Source organism: Synechococcus sp. A10-1-5-9, from assembly GCF_047716785.1.
Lineage (GTDB): Bacteria > Cyanobacteriota > Cyanobacteriia > PCC-6307 > Cyanobiaceae > Synechococcus_C.
Genome location: NZ_CP180406.1, coordinates 682029 through 699125 on the forward strand (window position 1 = coordinate 682029; position 17097 = coordinate 699125).

At 55.0% G+C, this 17097-nt stretch carries 21 protein-coding genes; 15 read left to right on the plus strand and 6 right to left on the minus strand.

The genetic code is table 11. The features are described 5' to 3' along the window. Positions 1-17: 17 nt before the first annotated feature. Positions 18-4025 carry a magnesium chelatase subunit H gene (locus ACLM45_RS03995; RefSeq protein WP_415410718.1) on the minus strand — a complete coding sequence of 1336 codons (4008 nt, stop codon included), beginning with the start codon at positions 4023-4025 and terminating at the stop codon, positions 18-20. Between the two features lie 118 nt (positions 4026-4143). Here ACLM45_RS03995 and dapB point away from each other — a divergent pair, with 118 nt between their 5' ends. Genes dapB through ACLM45_RS04020 form a run of 5 tightly spaced genes read left to right on the plus strand, consistent with a single transcriptional unit; the run spans position 4144 to position 7371 of the window. Continuing rightward, a complete protein-coding gene (gene dapB / locus ACLM45_RS04000) occupies positions 4144-4995 on the plus strand; it encodes a 4-hydroxy-tetrahydrodipicolinate reductase (RefSeq protein ID WP_415410719.1) in 852 nt (283 codons plus the stop codon). Positions 4996-5001: 6 nt separating this feature from the next. Continuing rightward, on the plus strand, positions 5002-5670 hold the full coding sequence (locus ACLM45_RS04005) for a hypothetical protein (RefSeq protein WP_415410720.1): 669 nt from the start codon (positions 5002-5004) through the stop codon (positions 5668-5670). A gap of 37 nt (positions 5671-5707) precedes the next feature. Next, on the plus strand, positions 5708-5959 hold the full coding sequence (locus ACLM45_RS04010; RefSeq protein WP_006041616.1) for a hypothetical protein: 252 nt from the start codon (positions 5708-5710) through the stop codon (positions 5957-5959). 4 nt (positions 5960-5963) lie between these two features. Next, positions 5964-7235 (plus strand): FAD-dependent monooxygenase, encoded by a 1272-nt coding sequence (locus ACLM45_RS04015; RefSeq protein WP_415410722.1) that lies wholly within the window; start codon positions 5964-5966, stop codon positions 7233-7235. Beyond that, positions 7159-7371, plus strand: coding sequence for a DUF2949 domain-containing protein (locus ACLM45_RS04020; protein WP_415410723.1), 213 nt, complete (start codon positions 7159-7161; stop codon positions 7369-7371). The genes ACLM45_RS04015 and ACLM45_RS04020 overlap by 77 nt, the downstream gene beginning before the upstream one ends. A gap of 4 nt (positions 7372-7375) precedes the next feature. Here the strand turns inward: ACLM45_RS04020 and ACLM45_RS04025 are convergent, their stop codons facing one another. After that, the gene (locus tag ACLM45_RS04025) at positions 7376-7903 is read right to left on the minus strand and encodes an adenine phosphoribosyltransferase (protein ID WP_415410724.1); all 528 of its coding nucleotides are present in this window, start codon (positions 7901-7903) and stop codon (positions 7376-7378) included. Between ACLM45_RS04025 and ACLM45_RS04030 the strand changes: the two genes are divergently transcribed. From ACLM45_RS04030 to ACLM45_RS04055, 6 genes are all read left to right on the plus strand, one after another. Next, complete coding sequence (locus ACLM45_RS04030; protein WP_415410725.1) at positions 7902-8234, plus strand: hypothetical protein; 333 nt, start codon at positions 7902-7904, stop codon at positions 8232-8234. The two genes, ACLM45_RS04025 and ACLM45_RS04030, sit on opposite strands and share 2 nt — an antisense overlap. Next, positions 8186-8776 carry a hypothetical protein gene (locus tag ACLM45_RS04035; RefSeq protein ID WP_415410727.1) on the plus strand — a complete coding sequence of 197 codons (591 nt, stop codon included), beginning with the start codon at positions 8186-8188 and terminating at the stop codon, positions 8774-8776. Before ACLM45_RS04030 ends, ACLM45_RS04035 begins: the two co-directional genes overlap by 49 nt. Positions 8777-9215: 439 nt before the next feature. Then, positions 9216-9773 carry a DUF3038 domain-containing protein gene (locus ACLM45_RS04040; RefSeq protein ID WP_415410729.1) on the plus strand — a complete coding sequence of 186 codons (558 nt, stop codon included), beginning with the start codon at positions 9216-9218 and terminating at the stop codon, positions 9771-9773. 5 nt (positions 9774-9778) lie between these two features. Beyond that, positions 9779-10414 carry a DUF4335 domain-containing protein gene (locus tag ACLM45_RS04045; protein WP_415411342.1) on the plus strand — a complete coding sequence of 212 codons (636 nt, stop codon included), beginning with the start codon at positions 9779-9781 and terminating at the stop codon, positions 10412-10414. Between the two features lie 47 nt (positions 10415-10461). Next, on the plus strand, positions 10462-10707 hold the full coding sequence (locus ACLM45_RS04050; RefSeq protein WP_006041622.1) for a hypothetical protein: 246 nt from the start codon (positions 10462-10464) through the stop codon (positions 10705-10707). Beyond that, entirely contained in the window at positions 10704-11114 is a 411-nt protein-coding gene (locus ACLM45_RS04055) for a hypothetical protein (protein WP_006041623.1), read from the plus strand. The genes ACLM45_RS04050 and ACLM45_RS04055 overlap by 4 nt, the downstream gene beginning before the upstream one ends. Before the next feature lie 15 nt (positions 11115-11129). Here the strand turns inward: ACLM45_RS04055 and ACLM45_RS04060 are convergent, their stop codons facing one another. After that, the gene (locus ACLM45_RS04060; protein ID WP_415410730.1) at positions 11130-11597 is read right to left on the minus strand and encodes an EF-hand domain-containing protein; all 468 of its coding nucleotides are present in this window, start codon (positions 11595-11597) and stop codon (positions 11130-11132) included. A gap of 143 nt (positions 11598-11740) precedes the next feature. On the opposite strand from ACLM45_RS04060, the gene ACLM45_RS04065 reads away from it, so the two are divergent. From ACLM45_RS04065 to ACLM45_RS04080, 4 genes are all read left to right on the plus strand, one after another. Continuing rightward, positions 11741-12466, plus strand: a complete 726-nt coding sequence (locus ACLM45_RS04065) for a response regulator (protein ID WP_415410731.1) — start codon at positions 11741-11743, stop codon at positions 12464-12466. Between the two features lie 9 nt (positions 12467-12475). Then, positions 12476-13825, plus strand: a complete 1350-nt coding sequence (locus ACLM45_RS04070; protein ID WP_415410733.1) for an ATP-binding protein — start codon at positions 12476-12478, stop codon at positions 13823-13825. Positions 13826-13893: 68 nt separating this feature from the next. After that, positions 13894-14844, plus strand: a complete 951-nt coding sequence (ppk2, locus tag ACLM45_RS04075; protein ID WP_006041628.1) for a polyphosphate kinase 2 — start codon at positions 13894-13896, stop codon at positions 14842-14844. A 20-nt stretch (positions 14845-14864) separates the two neighbouring features. After that, a complete protein-coding gene (locus ACLM45_RS04080; protein WP_006041629.1) occupies positions 14865-15110 on the plus strand; it encodes a hypothetical protein in 246 nt (81 codons plus the stop codon). A gap of 479 nt (positions 15111-15589) precedes the next feature. On the opposite strand, the gene ACLM45_RS04085 is transcribed toward ACLM45_RS04080, so the two are convergent. From ACLM45_RS04085 to ACLM45_RS04095, 3 genes are all read right to left on the minus strand, one after another. Continuing rightward, positions 15590-15781 (minus strand): hypothetical protein, encoded by a 192-nt coding sequence (locus ACLM45_RS04085; RefSeq protein ID WP_071933728.1) that lies wholly within the window; start codon positions 15779-15781, stop codon positions 15590-15592. 76 nt (positions 15782-15857) lie between these two features. After that, entirely contained in the window at positions 15858-16403 is a 546-nt protein-coding gene (locus tag ACLM45_RS04090; protein WP_415410735.1) for a thermonuclease family protein, read from the minus strand. Further along, positions 16403-17080 carry a hypothetical protein gene (locus ACLM45_RS04095; protein ID WP_006041634.1) on the minus strand — a complete coding sequence of 226 codons (678 nt, stop codon included), beginning with the start codon at positions 17078-17080 and terminating at the stop codon, positions 16403-16405. Before ACLM45_RS04095 ends, ACLM45_RS04090 begins: the two co-directional genes overlap by 1 nt. Positions 17081-17097 lie beyond the last annotated feature (17 nt).

Here is a 17097-nt window from a genome sequence, read left to right on the forward strand (position 1 = left end):
GTTACAAACAGAATACTTTACGAAGTTACGCCCTCGATCCGATCTTCTACTTCCTGATAAAGCTCTTGAAGCTGTTGAATATTTTCATCGGATGTTTCCCAATAACCGCGTCCATTCACTTCCAGCAGCGTTCCAACAATGCGCCGGAAACTATGAGGGTTCAACTCCAACAGACGCTTCCTCATCTCAGGATCATTGATGAAGGTGTCATTGGCTTCCTCGTAAACGAAGTTGTCAACAGCGCCACTGGTTGCACTCCAACCGAGAGTGAAGTTGAGACGCTTGGCCACCTCACGAACGCCCTCGTAACCGGAATCAAGCATGCCTTCGTACCACTTGGGATTCAGGAGCTTGGTCCGTGAATCCAGGCGAATCGTCTCACTCAGGGAACGAACCTGGGCATTGGCTGTTGTGGTATCAGCGATATAGCTGGTTGGTGCTTTACCGTCGTCACGCAACCCTTTAATTAATTTAGTGGGATCACTATCGAAATAATGGCTCACGTCCGTGAGTGAAATCTCTGCGGAATCAAGATTCTGGAAAGTGACATCAGCAGTTTTCATCACGTTCTCAAACACATCACGCTTCTGGTTCATTTCACCAGGATTATCCGCATTGAATGCAAATGTTTTACGGGAGAGGTACATCTCCTGCAACTCTCCTTCCTCTTCCCAAGTGCTGTTTTCTACAGCGAGGTTCACATTTGAGCTGTAGCTGCCACTCGCATTCGAGAACACTCTGCAAGCCGCATCGCGGAGACTTGTACCCTCCTTCTCGGCCTGTTCCAAAGCATGGCGACGCACAAAATTCTGCTCGAGCGGTTCATCAGCTTCAGCGGCCATTTTCACAGCCTGATCAATCAAGGCCATCTGGTTGATGAACAGATCACGAAAAACACCCGAGCAGTTCACCACCACATCAACCCGAGGGCGTCCCAACTCCTCGAGGGGGATCAACTCAAGCTTATTCACCCGACCGACAGAATCAGCCATCGGCTTGACGCCAACAAACCAGAGGATCTGCGCTAGAGATTCACCGTAGGTCTTGATGTTGTCCGTACCCCAGAGAACACAGGCAATGGTTTCAGGCCACGTGCCCTGCTCTTCACGCTGTCGCTCAATCAACTTATCAACCACACCCTTCGCAGCTGCGACAGCAGCTCGAGTTGGTATCGCCTGCGGATCAAGGGCGTGAATATTCTTGCCGCTGGGAAGAACACCGGGGTTACGGATGGGATCTCCGCCTGGCCCTGGAAGCACGTATTCACCATCAAGCGCCCGGAGCAAACTTTCCATCTCCATATCCGCGCAGATTTGCTCAAGGCAAAAACGCAGGTAGGCGAAAAGCTTGTCGAGCTCGGTGGAATCGATGCTGGTAAAACCAGCGCCACAGCATGCCCTCAGCCAGGGAGTGGGGAGCTTCAGGCCGAACTTGGTGAGGAGATCAAGAAGCCAACCGAAATTGCCGCGCATGTTCACCCGGCCATCAAGACCGGTCAAGGAACGAACCATGGAGCCGATGGCCGCCCGGGATGTTTCGGTGATTGTGCGATTCAGTTCAACATCAGCAAGAACCCCCTCATCATTTCCTCGATAAATGTCTTCGATGGTGCGTCCCATCGCTTCAGCGAGAAGCCCCGGGAGTGAACGAAGACCGTCTTCCTCACGCTCAAGTGCCGCAATATTGACCAAGGTTGCGACAGCCTCTTCAGCAGTCGGAGGCTTGCCAATGGTATGGAGACCGCAGGGGAGGAGACGACTTTCAATCTCCATCAATTGGCGGTAAACAGCTCCAACCAGAGCATCCCGTCCATCGAGATCAAGGGATGCGGCATCGTCCTCAGGAAGGTCAACATCCTTGTCCAGATTGCATTGTCGGGCCGTTTCAACAATCGTGTTCACGATTTGAACGCCGCGACCACCCTCGCGCAATTGCTGATAGGAACCGACGAGTTCACCAAGCTCTTTGAGGCCCTTGTAGAGGCCGGCATTCTCTGCAGGTGGCGTGAGGTAGCTGATCGTGGAGGCATAGCCGCGGCGTTTGGCAATCGTGGCCTCAGAAGGATTGTTTGCTGCGTAGTAATAGAGATTCGGCAAGGAGCCAATCAATGAATCCGGATAGCAGGTTTCGCTCATGCCCATCTGCTTGCCCGGCATGAATTCGAGCGAGCCGTGGGTTCCGAAGTGGAGAACGGCATCAGCGCCCCACACTTTTTCGAGGTAGGTGTAATAAGCAGCAAAACCGTGGTGCGGGCTAGCGCTGCGGGAATAGAGAAGGCGCATGGGATCACCTTCGTAACCAAATGTGGGCTGCACACCAACAAACACATTGCCGAAGTGACGGCCGTAAATCAGCAGGTTCTGCCCGTCACTGTTGAGATTTCCGGGAGGCTTCCCCCAGTTCTCCTCCAAACGCTCTGAGTAAGGAGTCAGCCGCACGTACTCCTCCACACTCATGCGGTGGGCAATCGAGAGCTCTGGTGCTCCCTGCATCGCTTCGGGGTCATTGATCACCGCTTCCATCAGAGTTTTGGAATCACGCGGAAGATCCTGGATGTCGTATCCCTTCGCCTTCATCTCTTCGAGAACACGATGAATGGATCCGAACACATCGAGATAGGCCGCCGTTCCCACATTTCCCTTGTCCGGTGGAAAGCTGAAGACGGTGATCGCTAACTTCTTCTGATTGCGCGGCTTGATTCGCAGAGAGGACCAGCGAATCGCCCTCTCGGCGATGGCATCAACACGATCTTGGAGGGTATGAGCTTTTCCGGTTGCATCATCACGACCGGACAGAACAATGGGTTCGATGGCACCATCCAGCTCTGGAATCGCAATCTGCAGTGCCACTTGCACGGGGTGAAGGCCGAGGTCGCTGTCCTCCCATTCCTGGGTGGTCTGGAAAACCAATGGCAAGGCCACCATGTAGGGGCGATTGAGCTTCTTGAGCGACTCGATTGCCTTGGGGTGGTCTTGGCGAGCCGGACCACCAACCAGTGCGAAACCAGTCAGCGAGACGATGCCATCAACCAATGGCTGTTCCGGATTCAGCGGGTCATAGAAAAAAGCGTTAACAGGCTTGGAGAAGTCGAGACCACCGCAGAAGATCGGGATCACCCGAGCACCGCGGAATTCAAGTTCCTGAACCACAGCAACGTAGTGAGCGTCATCACCGGTCACGATGTGACTCCGTTGAAGAACAAGACCAATCACAGGGCCTTGCCAAGCCTCATCAGATAAATCGGTTCGGCTCGACGTCCAGTTGAGGTATTCCTTGAGATCCTCAAACATGGTGGGAGCGAGTGGGTGCCAAATCCCCAGATCAGGGAACACCTCCGGCTCCGCCACCTCCATAGCCGGACGCTCTTCACCCTCAACAGCTGGAAAAACGTATTTGTCGGCAAGCATCAGCAGGAAATTCCTGAGGTTGTCCGGCGTTCCGCCCAGCCAATACTGAAAACTGAGCATGAAGCTTCTCGCGTCCTGTGCCTTCTCCACTGGCAGGTATTTGAGAACAGTCGGAAGCGTGTTGAGGAGCTTGAGCATGGCGTCCTGAAAGCCAGCTCCGCCGGCTTCTTTCCGCTTTTTCATGAAGCCGGCAATGGCGCTCTTGCTCTGCCCAAGCTGCGCCATCGAAAAGGAGCCGAGCTTGTTCAGGCGCATCACCTCCGGCATCGAAGGAAACACCACAGCCGCTTTGAGACGGTCGCGGTGGGGGGCCACTGCCTCGACGACCTTCTGCGCTAGATCCTCAATAAAAATGAGAGAGGCGATAAATACATCCGCCTCACTGACATCCTGCTTGAAATTTTCGTAATTATCAGGATCACGTAGTTCCTCAATCAAATAGCCGCAAAGATCAATGCCCAGATCGCCTTCAGCCGCATTCAGAGCGGTGGCGGCCTGAGTGAGTGAGTTTTGGTACTGAGGTTCCAGAACCACATACACCGCCTTCATCACGGACTTGTGGTTTTGACCCTCCACAGGAGCAACGCGACGATCTGCGGAGCGGACCTGTGTAAACATCTGCACTCTTTGAGCAATGTGAAGAACATACGGCGGTCTGCGCTCAAGATGCGAGTGTTTGGGGTCTGGTGTTACAAGTCCCCCGAGCCCATAGGCTCAAGCGAGTGACAGCAGTGCCATGAATTCAGCAGCGGGTGGTTCAATCCCTGTCGTGGTAACGGGAGCCCTTGGACGGATGGGTGCCGAAGTGATCCGAGCCATCAGGGCCGCCGAGGACTGCCACCTTGTAGGTGCTGTTGATACCACTCCCGGGAAGGAAGGTGAGGACGTCGGTCTTGCCCTTGGCCTGGGAGAGCTCGAGGTGGCCGTCACAGCAGATCTCGAAGGCTGCCTGTGCTCATGCAGCCAGGCTGTGCGAGATCAAGGCCCCGGCGGGGGTGCCGTGATGGTGGACTTCACCCATCCATCGGTCGTTTACGGCAATACCCGCGCCGCAATCGCTTACGGCGTGCACCCCGTGATCGGCACAACCGGTCTATCACCGCAGCAGATGAACGATCTCAGTGAGTTTGCGCAGAAAGCCTCCATCGGCGGCGCCGTGATTCCCAATTTCTCCGTGGGAATGGTTCTGCTGCAGCAGGCAGCAGCTGCAGCGGCACGCTTCTACGACCATGCCGAACTCACGGAGCTCCATCACAACCGCAAGGCTGATGCACCCAGCGGTACCTGCATCAAAACCGCTGAACTGATGGAAGAACTTGGCAAATCCTTCAACCCTGAGGAGGTTGAAGAACATGAATCGCTCGAAGGCAGCCGGGGGGGGAGCCGCCCCAGTGGGCTTCGCCTCCATTCACTGAGGTTGCCAGGCTTGGTCGCCCACCAGGAGGTGATGTTTGGTGCTCCGGGAGAGACGTACACCCTTCGCCATGACACGATCGATCGTTCGGCTTACATGCCTGGGGTCCTTCTATGTGTGCGCCGGGTTCGTCAACTCGAGGGGCTTGTCTATGGCCTTGAACGCCTGATCTGATTCACGATGCTTCTGCCTCTGCGACCGGGAGAACTCCAGCGTCTGATCCCGGCAGTCGCCACGGGAACTCAATTCAGAGCAACCCTCGGTAATCCACGCAAAATCCTCCAGCGCTTGCTGATTTCTGGAATCGGTGGGGTGATCACGCTTCTAATCAGCCAGAGCTTGTCATTCAATCGCTGGGGGTCGGTCTGGCTCATCGCAGGGGTCATCCTGCTGCTTTACATCCTCTGGGGCCCGATCGTTGAAGCGGGTCGCCGCAATGCCGAGCTTCGGCGCTATCCCGCAGCTGCACTTTTTGAAGGCGAGGTGGTGGAAGCCTTCACACGAGAACGCGTGGAGAACCAGCGGGAACAGGCCGATGCCAACGGTCGTCTCGAACTGGTTGAGAACAGGCGAACCTGGATGGTCCTTGACCTCGCCGATGAAGATGGTTACCTCGGACGCATCAGCTTTCCGAAGACCAAGGCCCATGGATTAATTCGGGCGGGGATGGTGGTCCGTTGCGTCGTGCTCAGTGATCGCAAGGATTTCGGCCGCTTGGGAGCGTTGACCGATGCCTGGTTGCCTGAAGTCCGGCTCTGGGTTGGGGACTACCCATTCCTGCTTAGGCCAGCCTTCGAAGATCTTTGCCGACTGCGCTTGCATGCGAGCTCTCGTCATCCAAAGTTCTGAAAAGATGCGTTACGCTATGTAAAGACGCACGAGTCAAATGTCCCAAGTACCTGCAAATTCGCCAGTCATTCGCGGAGCAACCGTCACCACTGAGGATGGTGGTCGTTTGAACGCATTTGCCACTGAGCCCAGAATGGAAGTGGTGGACACTGAAAGCGGCTGGGGCTTCCACGAGCGCGCTGAAAAACTGAATGGACGCATGGCCATGCTTGGATTCATTGCTCTCCTGGCAACCGAATTCGCCTTGGGCGGCGAAGCCTTCACCCGCGGCCTTCTGGGCATCGGCTGATTCCTTGCCAGACGTTGCGGCATTTCACCGGTTCCTCATCGTTGGAGCCGGTCCAACAGGTTCACTTCTCGCCCTCGGTCTTGCGCAGCAGGGATATCAAGTCCTCTTGTGTGATCAACTGTCACGAGCCGAACTTGCCGCAAGAAGCCGTGCCTACGCCTTAACTCATTCGTCCAGGCGGTTATTGGAGCGACTTCACGTTTGGGATCAATTAAAAACGTCTCTGGCGCCATTTGAATCCCTGCGGCTGGACGATCGAGTTCTGGGATTAACGGCTTGGTTCCGCCACCGTGATTTAAGACTCGGTAATCGAGGGTTTGAAGCGATCGGATGGATTTTGGATCACAAGCCGTTGATGACGGCGCTTCTGAGTGAGCTTGAAATCAACACACTGGTTGATCTTCGCTACGGAATTGACGAACGATCTTTCTTTCAATTCCATAAGCATGCCGATTGGGTTGTCGCTGCAGACGGTGCTCGCTCCACGCTTCGTCGCTCCAGGGCTATCCCGTTCTGGAGTCACACCTATGAGCAAGGTTGCTTAACAGCCAAGGTTTCTCTTGAGGGCACTGAACAACGTTGTGCCTATGAATTGTTCAGGTCAGAAGGACCGATGGCTGTTCTGCCGTTAGGTGGAACGCGTTACCAGGTTGTATGGAGTGCACCCTTTCAGCACTGTCAGGAGCGCTCCAGCCTGCAAGCCGATCAGCTGCTCCAGCAGTTAGCGGCCGTGCTTCCGAAGGGAGTTCGTCCCACTGCTCTTTTGGATCACCCAGGAGCCTTCCCTCTGGAACTCAGTCTCGCCCCACAACTCAACCGCTCCAACCTGTTGTTGGTGGGGGAATCGGGGCATCGCTGCCACCCCGTTGGTGGTCAGGGATTGAATCTCTGCTGGAGGGACGTGAGCGACTTGCTCGATCTCACGCAATCCAGAGGTGTCAGCGGATCCCTTCCATCACATCTGGGGCGCCTCTACACCTGGCGACGCCTTCCTGATCTGATCAGTGTTCTGCTCTCCACAGACCTCCTGATCCGATTGTTCTCCAATCGACAGCCACTGATTCTGCCGATACGGATCCTGATCATGAAGCTTCTGGCGAACCTCCGTTGGGTTCGTCGCATCAGTCTTTCAGCCATGACCGACGGGCCTGGCAACTTGTTCTCCCGCTTGCCAAAGTGTGGCCAAACGATTGCCCACCATGGTGATCAGCAGCGATCCACAACCTCAGCCAAGTCCAGCTCTGCTCAGTTTTCTTCAGCAGAAAATGGGACTTAGTGACAACGCACTCAATTTGGGATTGCGTCAAGCCGCATTGGAGCAGGCTCCACTCCCTGTCGTGCTTTGGAGCTTCGGACTGCTGAACCTCAGCCAGTACCAAGTTGTCCTGGACTGGCAACATCAACACGAGTGAGGAATCACTCGTAAATAATCAGAGATTCGACAGGAACACCAGCTGGCAGCTTCCTGCGCCCATCAAGTTCCGCTAGTTCAATCACGAAACCGCAACCGACGAGCACTCCGCCGGCCTTGGTCACCAATTCAGCCGAGGCCGAGGCAGTCCCCCCGGTGGCCAGCAGGTCGTCAACAAGCATCACCCTCGGATGATCAGTCAGAGCATCCGCGTGAATCTCCAGTCGATCACTGCCGTACTCGAGGGTGTAATCGATTCCGATCACTTCACCAGGCAATTTGCCTGGCTTGCGAACGGGTACAAACCCCTTCTGCAGCTGGGTTGCCAGCGCCGTTCCAACAATGAACCCCCTGGATTCGATGCCCACGATCAGATCCGGTTGCCATCGCTCACACACAGCAATCAGGCGTCGGATCACCTCAGCCCAGCCGGTGGGTTCTCGAAGCAAGGGGGCGATGTCTCGGAACAAGATTCCGGGCTTAGGGAAGTCGGGAATATCACGGATGTATTGCTGCAACTGGATTTCGGGCATGTGCTCAAAAATTGCTCAAAAAATATACCGTGACGTAATTGGAAATCAAAATGTCCAATACAGAAACGGCGGAACCGCTGAAATGCCTTTATACAAGAAGAGTTTGCCTGATAAGGAAATTTTATTATCCAATCTAAACTACGACAAAGACACTGGTATTTTTACTTGGAAGAAAAAATCTTCCAGAAAAGGGCGTGCAAACGATGGTAACGTCGCTGCCCATTTCGAGGTTGCCTCATCCATGAAAAATGGCTATAGAAAGAAAGTCTTTTCTTTTGTGCCATGTTTCGCTTCAAGCCTGTATTGGGTAGCTTTGCAGCGGTTGGATTAGGGCTTTTTAGTGCTGCACCTGCATTTGCTGAACCTTATCTACAAGTTTTCAATAACACCATCACCGTCAATGAAGTTCTAGAAGCCCAAAGGGGTTGGTGTTCAGCGTTGCTCGCTATCAGTGACGCTTATCAGAAAGGAGGCTTTAAGGCTGCAGAAGCCAAAGCAAGCGGTGTAATCGATGCTGCTTATGGATACCAATATGGTCCCGTGGCGTTCAAACCCACCTATGCCACAGGAGAAGGTACATTTCGCCTAGAGCGTGCTGGAGCCTTGGCTTATTTCGTTGGACCTGATCCTGAGATTAAACAGTTTGGTGAGGATCAGGGGTTTGCTACATATCGCCACTGGAAGAGCTGTGAAATTGTTGATGAAGTGGTGCAATTATTTGGTCAGACAGCTAATACGATGGGATTTGTGAAGGTTGTTGATTCGAAAGGTGTTGAAGGGAAAGTGGAAAAAACTTGGACATTTTTAAGGACACCGGATGGAAGCATTCGGATCGTTCTGCATCAATCGTCAGTCCCCTTTTCGGCTCGTTAAGTCCAAAACCTGTCCAGTGGAACCTGATGCATCAAACTCAATGGGTTGCAACCAACTCTGGCGATGCGCCTCTCCCCATCCGCTGGGCTGCTTTTGAGCTTGCTGGCTTTTACGACTCCGGCAATCGCACATCACGAGATTGGTTCTAACCACAGTGGTGCATTGCTTTCGATGGGCAAGGAGCCTGCCGCGTCAAAACCCGGCAGACCTAAGGGATAAACAGCAGACCGCTCAAAAACTAAGTTTCCTTTCTTGCCTGCTCACAAAAGCGCTCAAAAACACACAGCTGTAACTGGGGTCTGAGTACAGCTCAATTTCGGCTCAAAACTCAAAAGCCAGTCCACCACTGGTTCTTGAGTTGTCGGGAATATCGCGAACGTACTGACGAAGATCCACAAGGTGGTGACGTAAAGGCCTTAACCCTGGCATCATCGCAGCCATGACCGATGTTTCAGTTCCGGCGGTATCCGATCCGTCTCAACCCGAAGCCGTTCTCGGCCGTCGTTCGCTTGAGCGCCTGGACCTTCTGCTGCTGACCGTGGAGTCACTTGATCTCAATGGTGGTGAAGCCATGCTTTGGGCAACCCGACAGCTGGGATTCGAAGCGGTCTTCCCCAATCGTGTGGAACTCTGGAAGCGCCGATGCCACAACCCTCTGCGACGCTCAACCCGTCGTGGCTCTCTCTCAGCCGTTGAAACGGAAGCCTTGATCCGCATCCTCTGCGCGATGGCTGATCGTCTTTATCCGATGCTGCGTCAATTGCTGTCAAGCAGGGAACCGAAAAATCTCACCAGCGAGCGCTGGGCTCTTCTGGATGAACGCCTCAGGAACCTGATTGAGGAGCGCATGAACCTCCGCAGAGGAGCGATTCAACGACTTCTCGATGGCGAACAATCCAAGCCCCTCCAACGCCAGCTTGTGCTCACACTGGCCTTGGCGGCCGGTCCCGGGGGAGTCGATCGACTCCGCGCCAGTCTTCTCGATCCAAATCCCTAATGGTGATGCTGAAACAGTCCTTCCGATACGACCAGACCGCTGCACGCTTGGAAGTTGAGGGTCTTCCCGACTTTTCAGCTGACCATGGCAGCAATGCGATCGGAATTCTCTCCAGCTGGCGACTCACCATGATCGGTGCACCGGAAATGGAAGGACAACGGGACCATCTCGAAGCCCTCATGGCTTCAGTCATCCCTTATGCCCGTCTTCAGCTTTCAGGAGTAGGAAAAGTCCAGGGCAACGATGACGGCCCTGTGCGGATCCATCCCGCCGAGCAGGGGCACCAACTGGAACTGATTAGCAGTCGCAGTGGAGTGCCTCCTCTAACCCTTCAGCTCGATGACGCGGACCTTGCAGACCTGGTTCGCTGTCTCGATGCTTTGCGCGGCGATCCAAGGGTGCGTATCAATTGGCCTCCAATTGTTCATACCCCCCTGCCAAAACGGGAATTAGCAGAGCGAACCCCTCTGCATCAACGCTTGGCTGCTCCTGTTCTCGGTGCCGGAACCTTCATGATCCTCGGACTTGCAGGCCTGCTCGTGCCCATTCCTAATCCTGATGCCCCCTCCCAGACAGAGAACCAGACGAATTCGCAGGAAAATCTGATTAGCAATCCTTCACAAGCCGATGGAGAGCCTTGACCTCATGAGAGAGATCCTCAGAATGATGAAAGGAGATCAACGATTGAATGACATCAAGCTGGTCAGATCTCCGACGTAAGGTTGCGAGAATTGGAGCGACACTTGATGTCGTCGTCCGGAGCGATCCGGAAGTTTGCGGTCTCAGTGGATCTGGCTATCACATCACTCTCCATCACAGTGGATATGGAGATTGCACAGTCGGCGATCTCACCTTGATCGATTGTCCTAATGAGCTTGTGCTGACGGAGTTCGAGCGGTGGATGCGAGGTGCCGGCCATGAGGCGACGTCATGAAACCCTCGAACTTTCGTCCTGTGCTCAAGGGCCAGTCCCAAAAAAAAGTCTTCAGTAAAGGACGGGCTCACCAATCGACATCGATTGTCCGGCAGCTTCTCGAATCTGTTCTGCTGCTCAGCCTCGGAGCAGGTGCCTTCGCCTTTCTGAGCTGGCTTCCTCAGAAACTCGATGCCATGGTTCTGGTGAGTGAAGCCATCGCGGATCTCATCCGTGGAGTCACTCAACTTGTGGAAGCCTGCCTGGGTATTGCAGCGGTGATCCTGATCGCCCTGTTACTCATGTTCGCTTTGGTCACTTTCTTCGCCGGAGCTATGCGATTGATCAAAGGGTGCATCAGGCTGTCACAAGTAATGTCCAAGAAGCGCGTTCGACCAATCCATCCACAGCCAAAACGCAGACGTTGAAGGACGTGTATCCGATCAAGGTGCTGGAGCTCGAGGAGCGAGTGCGCGCTGAACAGTCCAAAGCTCCTCAAGAGTCAGACCTCCATTGCCATCGAGATCGAAGCTGACGAAATTACGGTTCAGCCAAGGCAAAGAACGACATTCCGCTCGATTCAATTGACCATCGTCGTTACGGTCTGCCTGACGAAAGCGTTGCTGCAGACGCAGGCCACTGGGATGCGTCGTTGAGGGCCTGAGATCATCCAGACGCAGGAAGCCTCGCGAATCTTGCCGTCGCAGTCTTCGTTCCAAGTAAGTCACCCCCTTCACCTCTCCTGACTCCAACCGGCCGTCGCCATTCACATCCATACGCACAAACAGGGCCTCCATCCGTTTGCCGTAATTAACGACAGGTCTGGCTTCAGGCCACACGGGGACAGCAGTCAGTGGAATGATCAGAAGGCCACTCGCCCCGATCAACAGTGATGGCGTTGAAAACATCATCAAGACAGATTATGGACATTCAGGGACGTGAGGATGCCTCAGTAGTGACAATGCTTTGATCAGCTGTGACAAGGTCCTTCACTGAGCGACAAGGCGCTGCCATCTCCATACCATCAATGCAATGAAATTCAGGGATGGGAACCATGGGACGCTCTTCAATGATCTGGGTCGTCGACGATGATCCTGAGCTGCGCCAAATGGTGGGTACATACCTGATCGACCAGGGGTACGACGTGCGGAGCCTCAGCGACGTCAAGCAACTCGAGGCAAGGCTCGAGTTTCAGAGGCCTGATCTTGTCGTTCTCGATCTCATGATGCCAGGAGACGATGGTTTGACAGCCCTTCGCCGACTTCGCGATGCGGGAGACGACTTACCCGTCGTCATGTTGACGGCCCGCGGCGAAGGAGTCGACCGCATCATCGGCCTCGAACAGGGTGCTGATGACTATCTCGCCAAACCTTTTCTACCAAGGGAACTCTCAGCGCGAATCGAAGCGGTTCTTCGGCGCCGCAGCTCTTTGCCGGCCGGCACCCCTCTGGCTGAGGGAGGGGATGTCGTCTTTGGCGAAAACGTTCTCGATTTGGCCGCCAGGACGCTATGCCGCGATGGAAAGTGTGTGGTCATCACCAGCGGGGAATTCAGCCTGCTGGCCGCTTTCGTACAACACCCCCACCGTCCGCTCTCAAGAGAACGACTCATCGAGCTAGCTCGGGGGCCTGGTTGTGACACCGACAGCCGCAGCATGGATGTGCAGGTCTCCAGGGTGCGCAAACTGGTGGAACCTGACCCGACGCGCCCCCGCTACCTGCAGACCGTCTGGGGGTATGGCTATGTGTTCGTTCCTGATGGCCAGCCACGCTCTCGCTGAACCCTTCCCATGCCCTCGACGTCCTGGCAGAAGCGCATCAGCTCACTACTTGGATGGGGAACCCTGGCGCTGGGAAGTTCAGCGTTCTGTCTAATCGTCTTCCAAGCCCTATTCGGTCGCCAGTTGGAGCAGCTTCAGACCATTCAGCTCGGACGCGACTTAGCCCTCAACGTCAGACTCACAGAACTGGCCCTGGAACGCTACCCGCCACACCTTGTGGCAGAACTGACAGGACTGGACTTGGTGGTCACGGTGCGACCCAAACTCTCGCCACTGACTCCATCAACTGCGTTCAAGCGCCAGGCTGAAGCGCTGCAACAACAGCTTTGCAAACGGTTGTCCCACTGCCCCATGGTGCATCCCCATCACTCGGCCCGGGAGGACCGAAGTGTATGGATCGAGTTGATTTCCCCCCTGGAACCCATCTGGTTGAGAGTGAAAGTGCCTTCGATGATGCGATGGCCCCCGGAGCCGACCCTTTTGGGCCTTTCACTGGTGGGAGCGGGCATCATCTGTGGAGGTCTGTTCTTGCTTGTGGAGGTTGAAGCCCCTCTGCGCGGCCTGGAAAAGGCACTTGCCAGAGTCGGGGAAGGGGGCGGTCCTGATGCGGTGCCAGCTCGAGGCGCACCGGAAGTGCAACGCCTGACCCAGCGCTTCAATGCCATGGTTCAGCGGTTAGCAGCCAGTCGGCAAGAGCGGGCAACCATGCTGGCTGGGATTGCCCACGATCTACGGGCACCGATTACACGCCTTCAGTTCCGGCTCTCCTTACCTGAACTCTCCCCGGAAGACCGGGAACGTTGCGCCGGAGATCTCCAGTCCCTCGAGCGGATCACAGGACAGTTTCTGCTGTTTGCAGGAGGAGGTGAAAGTGAAGCTTCGGTTGAGGTCCCGCTCGAGCAGTTGTTGGCAGAAGTCGCCAATAGTCATCCCGCTGACGAACTCCAGCTGGATCTGTCGCCTCTGTCTTTGGCGGTGAAACCGGTGGCCTTGGGCCGGGCGGTTGCCAATCTGATTGACAATGCCTTTGCTTACGGTTCGGCACCAGTCGTTCTACGACTACGTGAGGTCGACTCACGGTGCATCATCGAGATCTGGGATCAGGGTGAAGGAATGCCCGCAAACCAATGGGAACAGGCGCTTCAGCCCTTTCACCGCCTCGATCGTTCCAGAGGGCAGCAGGGTCACTGCGGGCTTGGGCTGGCGATTGTGTCCCATGTGGCGAGGATTCATGGTGGACGTCTGGAATGTTTGCGAGGAAAACTTCAATCCCAACAACCCCCTCCGGGGCGATTTGCCATCCGCCTCAGCATCCCGATTGCTTTGAACGATCAGCCCTCTGCACCGATGCAAAGCTGATAAAAAGATAAGCACTGACGACGTGACGCCAAGAATCAATCACCAATGCAGAGGAGCGTTGCAGAACCATGGGCCATAAAGAGAAGGGGAAGGAAAAGGGTCACGACAAAAAAAAGCACAACGGCGACAAGCTGCCTGACACAGTGTTGGAAAGAATGGCTGGAAGCGAGCACGATCTCGACAGTCCGTCAGAGCTGCTGGAGGACCTGCTGGAAGGTCGGAATCACAAGATCGAAAGGCTGAATAAAAAGCTGTACGAAGACGAACTGGAGAAACTCCAGACCCAGCTTGTGAAAATGCAGTACTGGATCAAGGACACCGGTTACCGGATGATCGTGCTGTTCGAAGGTCGGGATGCGGCTGGAAAAGGCGGCACGATTAAACGCCTTACAGAGCCGATGAATCCAAGGGGCTGTCGTGTTGTCGCTCTTGGAACACCAACCGAACGACAAAAAACACAATGGTATTTCCAGCGCTACGTGGAACATTTCCCCGCAGCCGGTGAAATCGTGGTGTTCGATCGCAGCTGGTACAACCGTGCCGGAGTGGAACGGGTAATGGGCTTCGCGACGCCGGAGCAAGTCGAACAATTCCTTGATGATGTACCCGAATTCGAGCGGATGTTGGTGCGCAGCGGCATCCTTCTGCTGAAGTACTGGTTCTCTGTCAGCGACACGGAACAGGAGGCCCGTTTCCAATCGCGGATCGACGACCCCACCAGACGCTGGAAGCTGAGCCCCATGGATCTGGAAGCACGTAATCGTTGGGTGGATTTTTCCCAGGCGAAAGACGCCATGTTCAACCGCACCAACATTCCGGAGGCACCCTGGTTCACCGTTGAAGCCGACGACAAGCGCAGAGCACGCCTCAACTGTCTGCGACATGTGCTGAGCAAAGTTCCCTGGGAAGACATGACTCCTCCAGCCATCGAACTTCCCCCGCGGCCGAAGCAGGGCAACTACACCCGCCCACCCATCAACGAACAGTTCTTCGTGCCGAATGCCTACCCCTACAACTGAAAGAACAGCGGAGTTAATGCATGCCGTATGAAATCCCCGCACAAGAACAAACGCGCAAATGGTTCCGTAGCCATCTGCTCGGTCGGGAGGTGGAATTGCAGGATCTCTACGAACTGCCGCAAGAAGAACTTGACCTCTTGATGGCAGAAACGGCTGAAATACGCTCGGATCCTGAAAACCGAGTTCGCAGCCACGGTCGCTGGTGCACTGCAGGCTATGTACTAGAACTCGCCCGGATCATTGATGCGCGACGGTTGAATGATTAAAACGCCAGAACTTCCAGAGCTCGGCAATGCTGGCTATGAAAAGACACAGCTGCATCACTCCAATGCCAAACATGATTCAGATTTTCGCAGCATTGATCCTCACTAGCGGCGCCATGGCAGCTCATGCGGGATCAGTGACCATGGGTGGGGTCAGCGAGGAGCTTGCAACCAATCGAGCACTAGCCAAAGTACCTCAGGGAAAATCCGTAACGGATACAACCTGTGAAGTAATTGGAACAGCAGGACATTCGAAGACCTACCGATGCACGGTCACATGGGACTAAATAAAAAGATCCGAGCTCTGATGGATGCTTCCTGTCAGGTTCAACCCCGGAGCTGCGCAAACCAGAATCCTGCAAGCTGCCAGCTGGACCAGAGAAAAATACCCAAGAACAGCCAGTTCACCCAAGCAGGACGATTTTTGTTCTCAAACATCGAAGCTAGGATCTGGAATTCCATTCTGATGGAGAACCAGCCGTTCAGACAGGGGAGTGAATGGGTTGTTTGCGCTTGAGATCGTGCATCCCCTCGAGCTGCTGATGCACGGCCTTGAGTTGTCGTTGAATGTGATCGCTATTGGGAAGAGCACTGAGAGATGTCAACGCAAGCTCGAGATGGTGCTTGGCGTCAATTAACAAACGGCAATCCGTGCTTCCTGGTTCGTAACTCATCACGTTGATGACTCTCATATTATTCAGATCCACCTAGACAGAATCGGCTGTGTCAACCACAACGGTTTTGGATCGTTCAGGGAGCAAGGCGTCCACCAGACGCCTCAATCAGATTCCACGGGCGTTGGATACCTCCTGGAACGCTCCAGATCCCGAGCTGAGCTGTTTTGGCAGTGCTCTCAAAACGGTCATAGTCGAGGTCATTGCACTGACCCAAATAACCGTCGTAGGCGAACACTGCACCTTGTCGCAGCAGTGGAGCAGCCACATCAGCCCCATCGTTGATCAATCGCGCCACAACCCTGCCGTAGACATCCCTGGCCCTTAATTCGAGAGCGACGATGCTTCCGGGCTGGAGTGAACGACGAAGCTGGGCCGTGGCACGCTCCGCCCAGGGCTTCTGCTCAGCAAGCGGCGCCTGAATGCAGGCCAGTCGGACAGCCCGCCCTTCACCCTGAAGATCCACAAGAACTTCTTGCCCATTATTCACGGTCAGAACCGTGACCTCCCGACGCGGATGAGGGTCAGCAACGGCAGTCGTTGTTAGGAGCGCGGGCCAGAGCATCACCGCGCCAGCAAAGCTGATCGGTCTTGGGAAGAGTTTTGGTTGCAGTCTTCTCATCAGCCCGCCACCGCCTCGACATCGATGAAGTCACCAGATTCCATGGCCTGCGCCGTGAGATACCGGAGCGTTCGATGACGAATCAATTGAACCTCAACAGCATTCCAGGTGCCACCAATCACGCACCCCACCAGGGGAACCGTCTTGGTGATCAAGGCACGTTGGCTCACTCTGCGTCCGAACACCCTGGTCATCACACCATTGATCAGCGCGAGGCTGCGCTTGTTGATCAGTTTCAACACCATCTCGCGAGTCGCTGTGTGAGCAGCCTTCAACCCCAACTCCACTCCTACCTGACTGATCACACTGGACCCGAAGACCGGGAACAGCAGCTCGTGGCGGGCGTTCTCACTCTCCAGAAAACCTGGGATTAAGAGCTCGGCAGCGCATGCAGCTGCGAACAGCTGGGTCCGGGTCGTGACTGACAGATCAGCCAGCGCACCAGCAACACTCAGAACGGGATTAGCGGCGAGTCCCGAAGCGGCACCGGCTGTGATCACGCGCAATCGTGCGTCGCCAAAGGCACGTTCAGCGAGTTCGTACGTTGTGGCATCCGGATAACGGCGGCGCAGACGATCAACTTCGAAACGAACCTTCTTGGCATCAAAACTGATGACCCAGTCGAGCAAGTCGGCAACGGAGTTCAGCGGCAACGCACAATCCCGCACATCATTCACCCTATCGGGATTAGCAA

Excerpts from the sequence above, each read along its gene's own strand:
- ACLM45_RS04085 (WP_071933728.1), bottom strand. The coding sequence starts at position 15,781 with ATGAGTTACGAACCAGGAAGCACGGATTGCCGTTTGTTAATTGACGCC.
- ACLM45_RS04090 (WP_415410735.1), bottom strand. The coding sequence starts at position 16,403 with ATGAGAAGACTGCAACCAAAACTCTTCCCAAGACCGATCAGCTTTGCT.
- ppk2 (WP_006041628.1), top strand. The coding sequence starts at position 13,894 with ATGGGCCATAAAGAGAAGGGGAAGGAAAAGGGTCACGACAAAAAAAAG.
- ACLM45_RS04065 (WP_415410731.1), top strand. The coding sequence starts at position 11,741 with ATGGGACGCTCTTCAATGATCTGGGTCGTCGACGATGATCCTGAGCTG.
- ACLM45_RS03995 (WP_415410718.1), bottom strand. The coding sequence starts at position 4,025 with ATGTTTACACAGGTCCGCTCCGCAGATCGTCGCGTTGCTCCTGTGGAG.
- ACLM45_RS04040 (WP_415410729.1), top strand. The coding sequence starts at position 9,216 with ATGACCGATGTTTCAGTTCCGGCGGTATCCGATCCGTCTCAACCCGAA.
- ACLM45_RS04045 (WP_415411342.1), top strand. The coding sequence starts at position 9,779 with ATGCTGAAACAGTCCTTCCGATACGACCAGACCGCTGCACGCTTGGAA.
- ACLM45_RS04035 (WP_415410727.1), top strand. The coding sequence starts at position 8,186 with ATGTTTCGCTTCAAGCCTGTATTGGGTAGCTTTGCAGCGGTTGGATTA.
- ACLM45_RS04060 (WP_415410730.1), bottom strand. The coding sequence starts at position 11,597 with ATGATGTTTTCAACGCCATCACTGTTGATCGGGGCGAGTGGCCTTCTG.
- ACLM45_RS04025 (WP_415410724.1), bottom strand. The coding sequence starts at position 7,903 with ATGCCCGAAATCCAGTTGCAGCAATACATCCGTGATATTCCCGACTTC.
- ACLM45_RS04010 (WP_006041616.1), top strand. The coding sequence starts at position 5,708 with ATGTCCCAAGTACCTGCAAATTCGCCAGTCATTCGCGGAGCAACCGTC.
- ACLM45_RS04080 (WP_006041629.1), top strand. The coding sequence starts at position 14,865 with ATGCCGTATGAAATCCCCGCACAAGAACAAACGCGCAAATGGTTCCGT.
- ACLM45_RS04070 (WP_415410733.1), top strand. The coding sequence starts at position 12,476 with ATGCCCTCGACGTCCTGGCAGAAGCGCATCAGCTCACTACTTGGATGG.
- ACLM45_RS04030 (WP_415410725.1), top strand. The coding sequence starts at position 7,902 with ATGTGCTCAAAAATTGCTCAAAAAATATACCGTGACGTAATTGGAAAT.
- ACLM45_RS04050 (WP_006041622.1), top strand. The coding sequence starts at position 10,462 with ATGACATCAAGCTGGTCAGATCTCCGACGTAAGGTTGCGAGAATTGGA.
- ACLM45_RS04020 (WP_415410723.1), top strand. The coding sequence starts at position 7,159 with ATGGTGATCAGCAGCGATCCACAACCTCAGCCAAGTCCAGCTCTGCTC.
- dapB (WP_415410719.1), top strand. The coding sequence starts at position 4,144 with ATGAATTCAGCAGCGGGTGGTTCAATCCCTGTCGTGGTAACGGGAGCC.
- ACLM45_RS04055 (WP_006041623.1), top strand. The coding sequence starts at position 10,704 with ATGAAACCCTCGAACTTTCGTCCTGTGCTCAAGGGCCAGTCCCAAAAA.
- ACLM45_RS04005 (WP_415410720.1), top strand. The coding sequence starts at position 5,002 with ATGCTTCTGCCTCTGCGACCGGGAGAACTCCAGCGTCTGATCCCGGCA.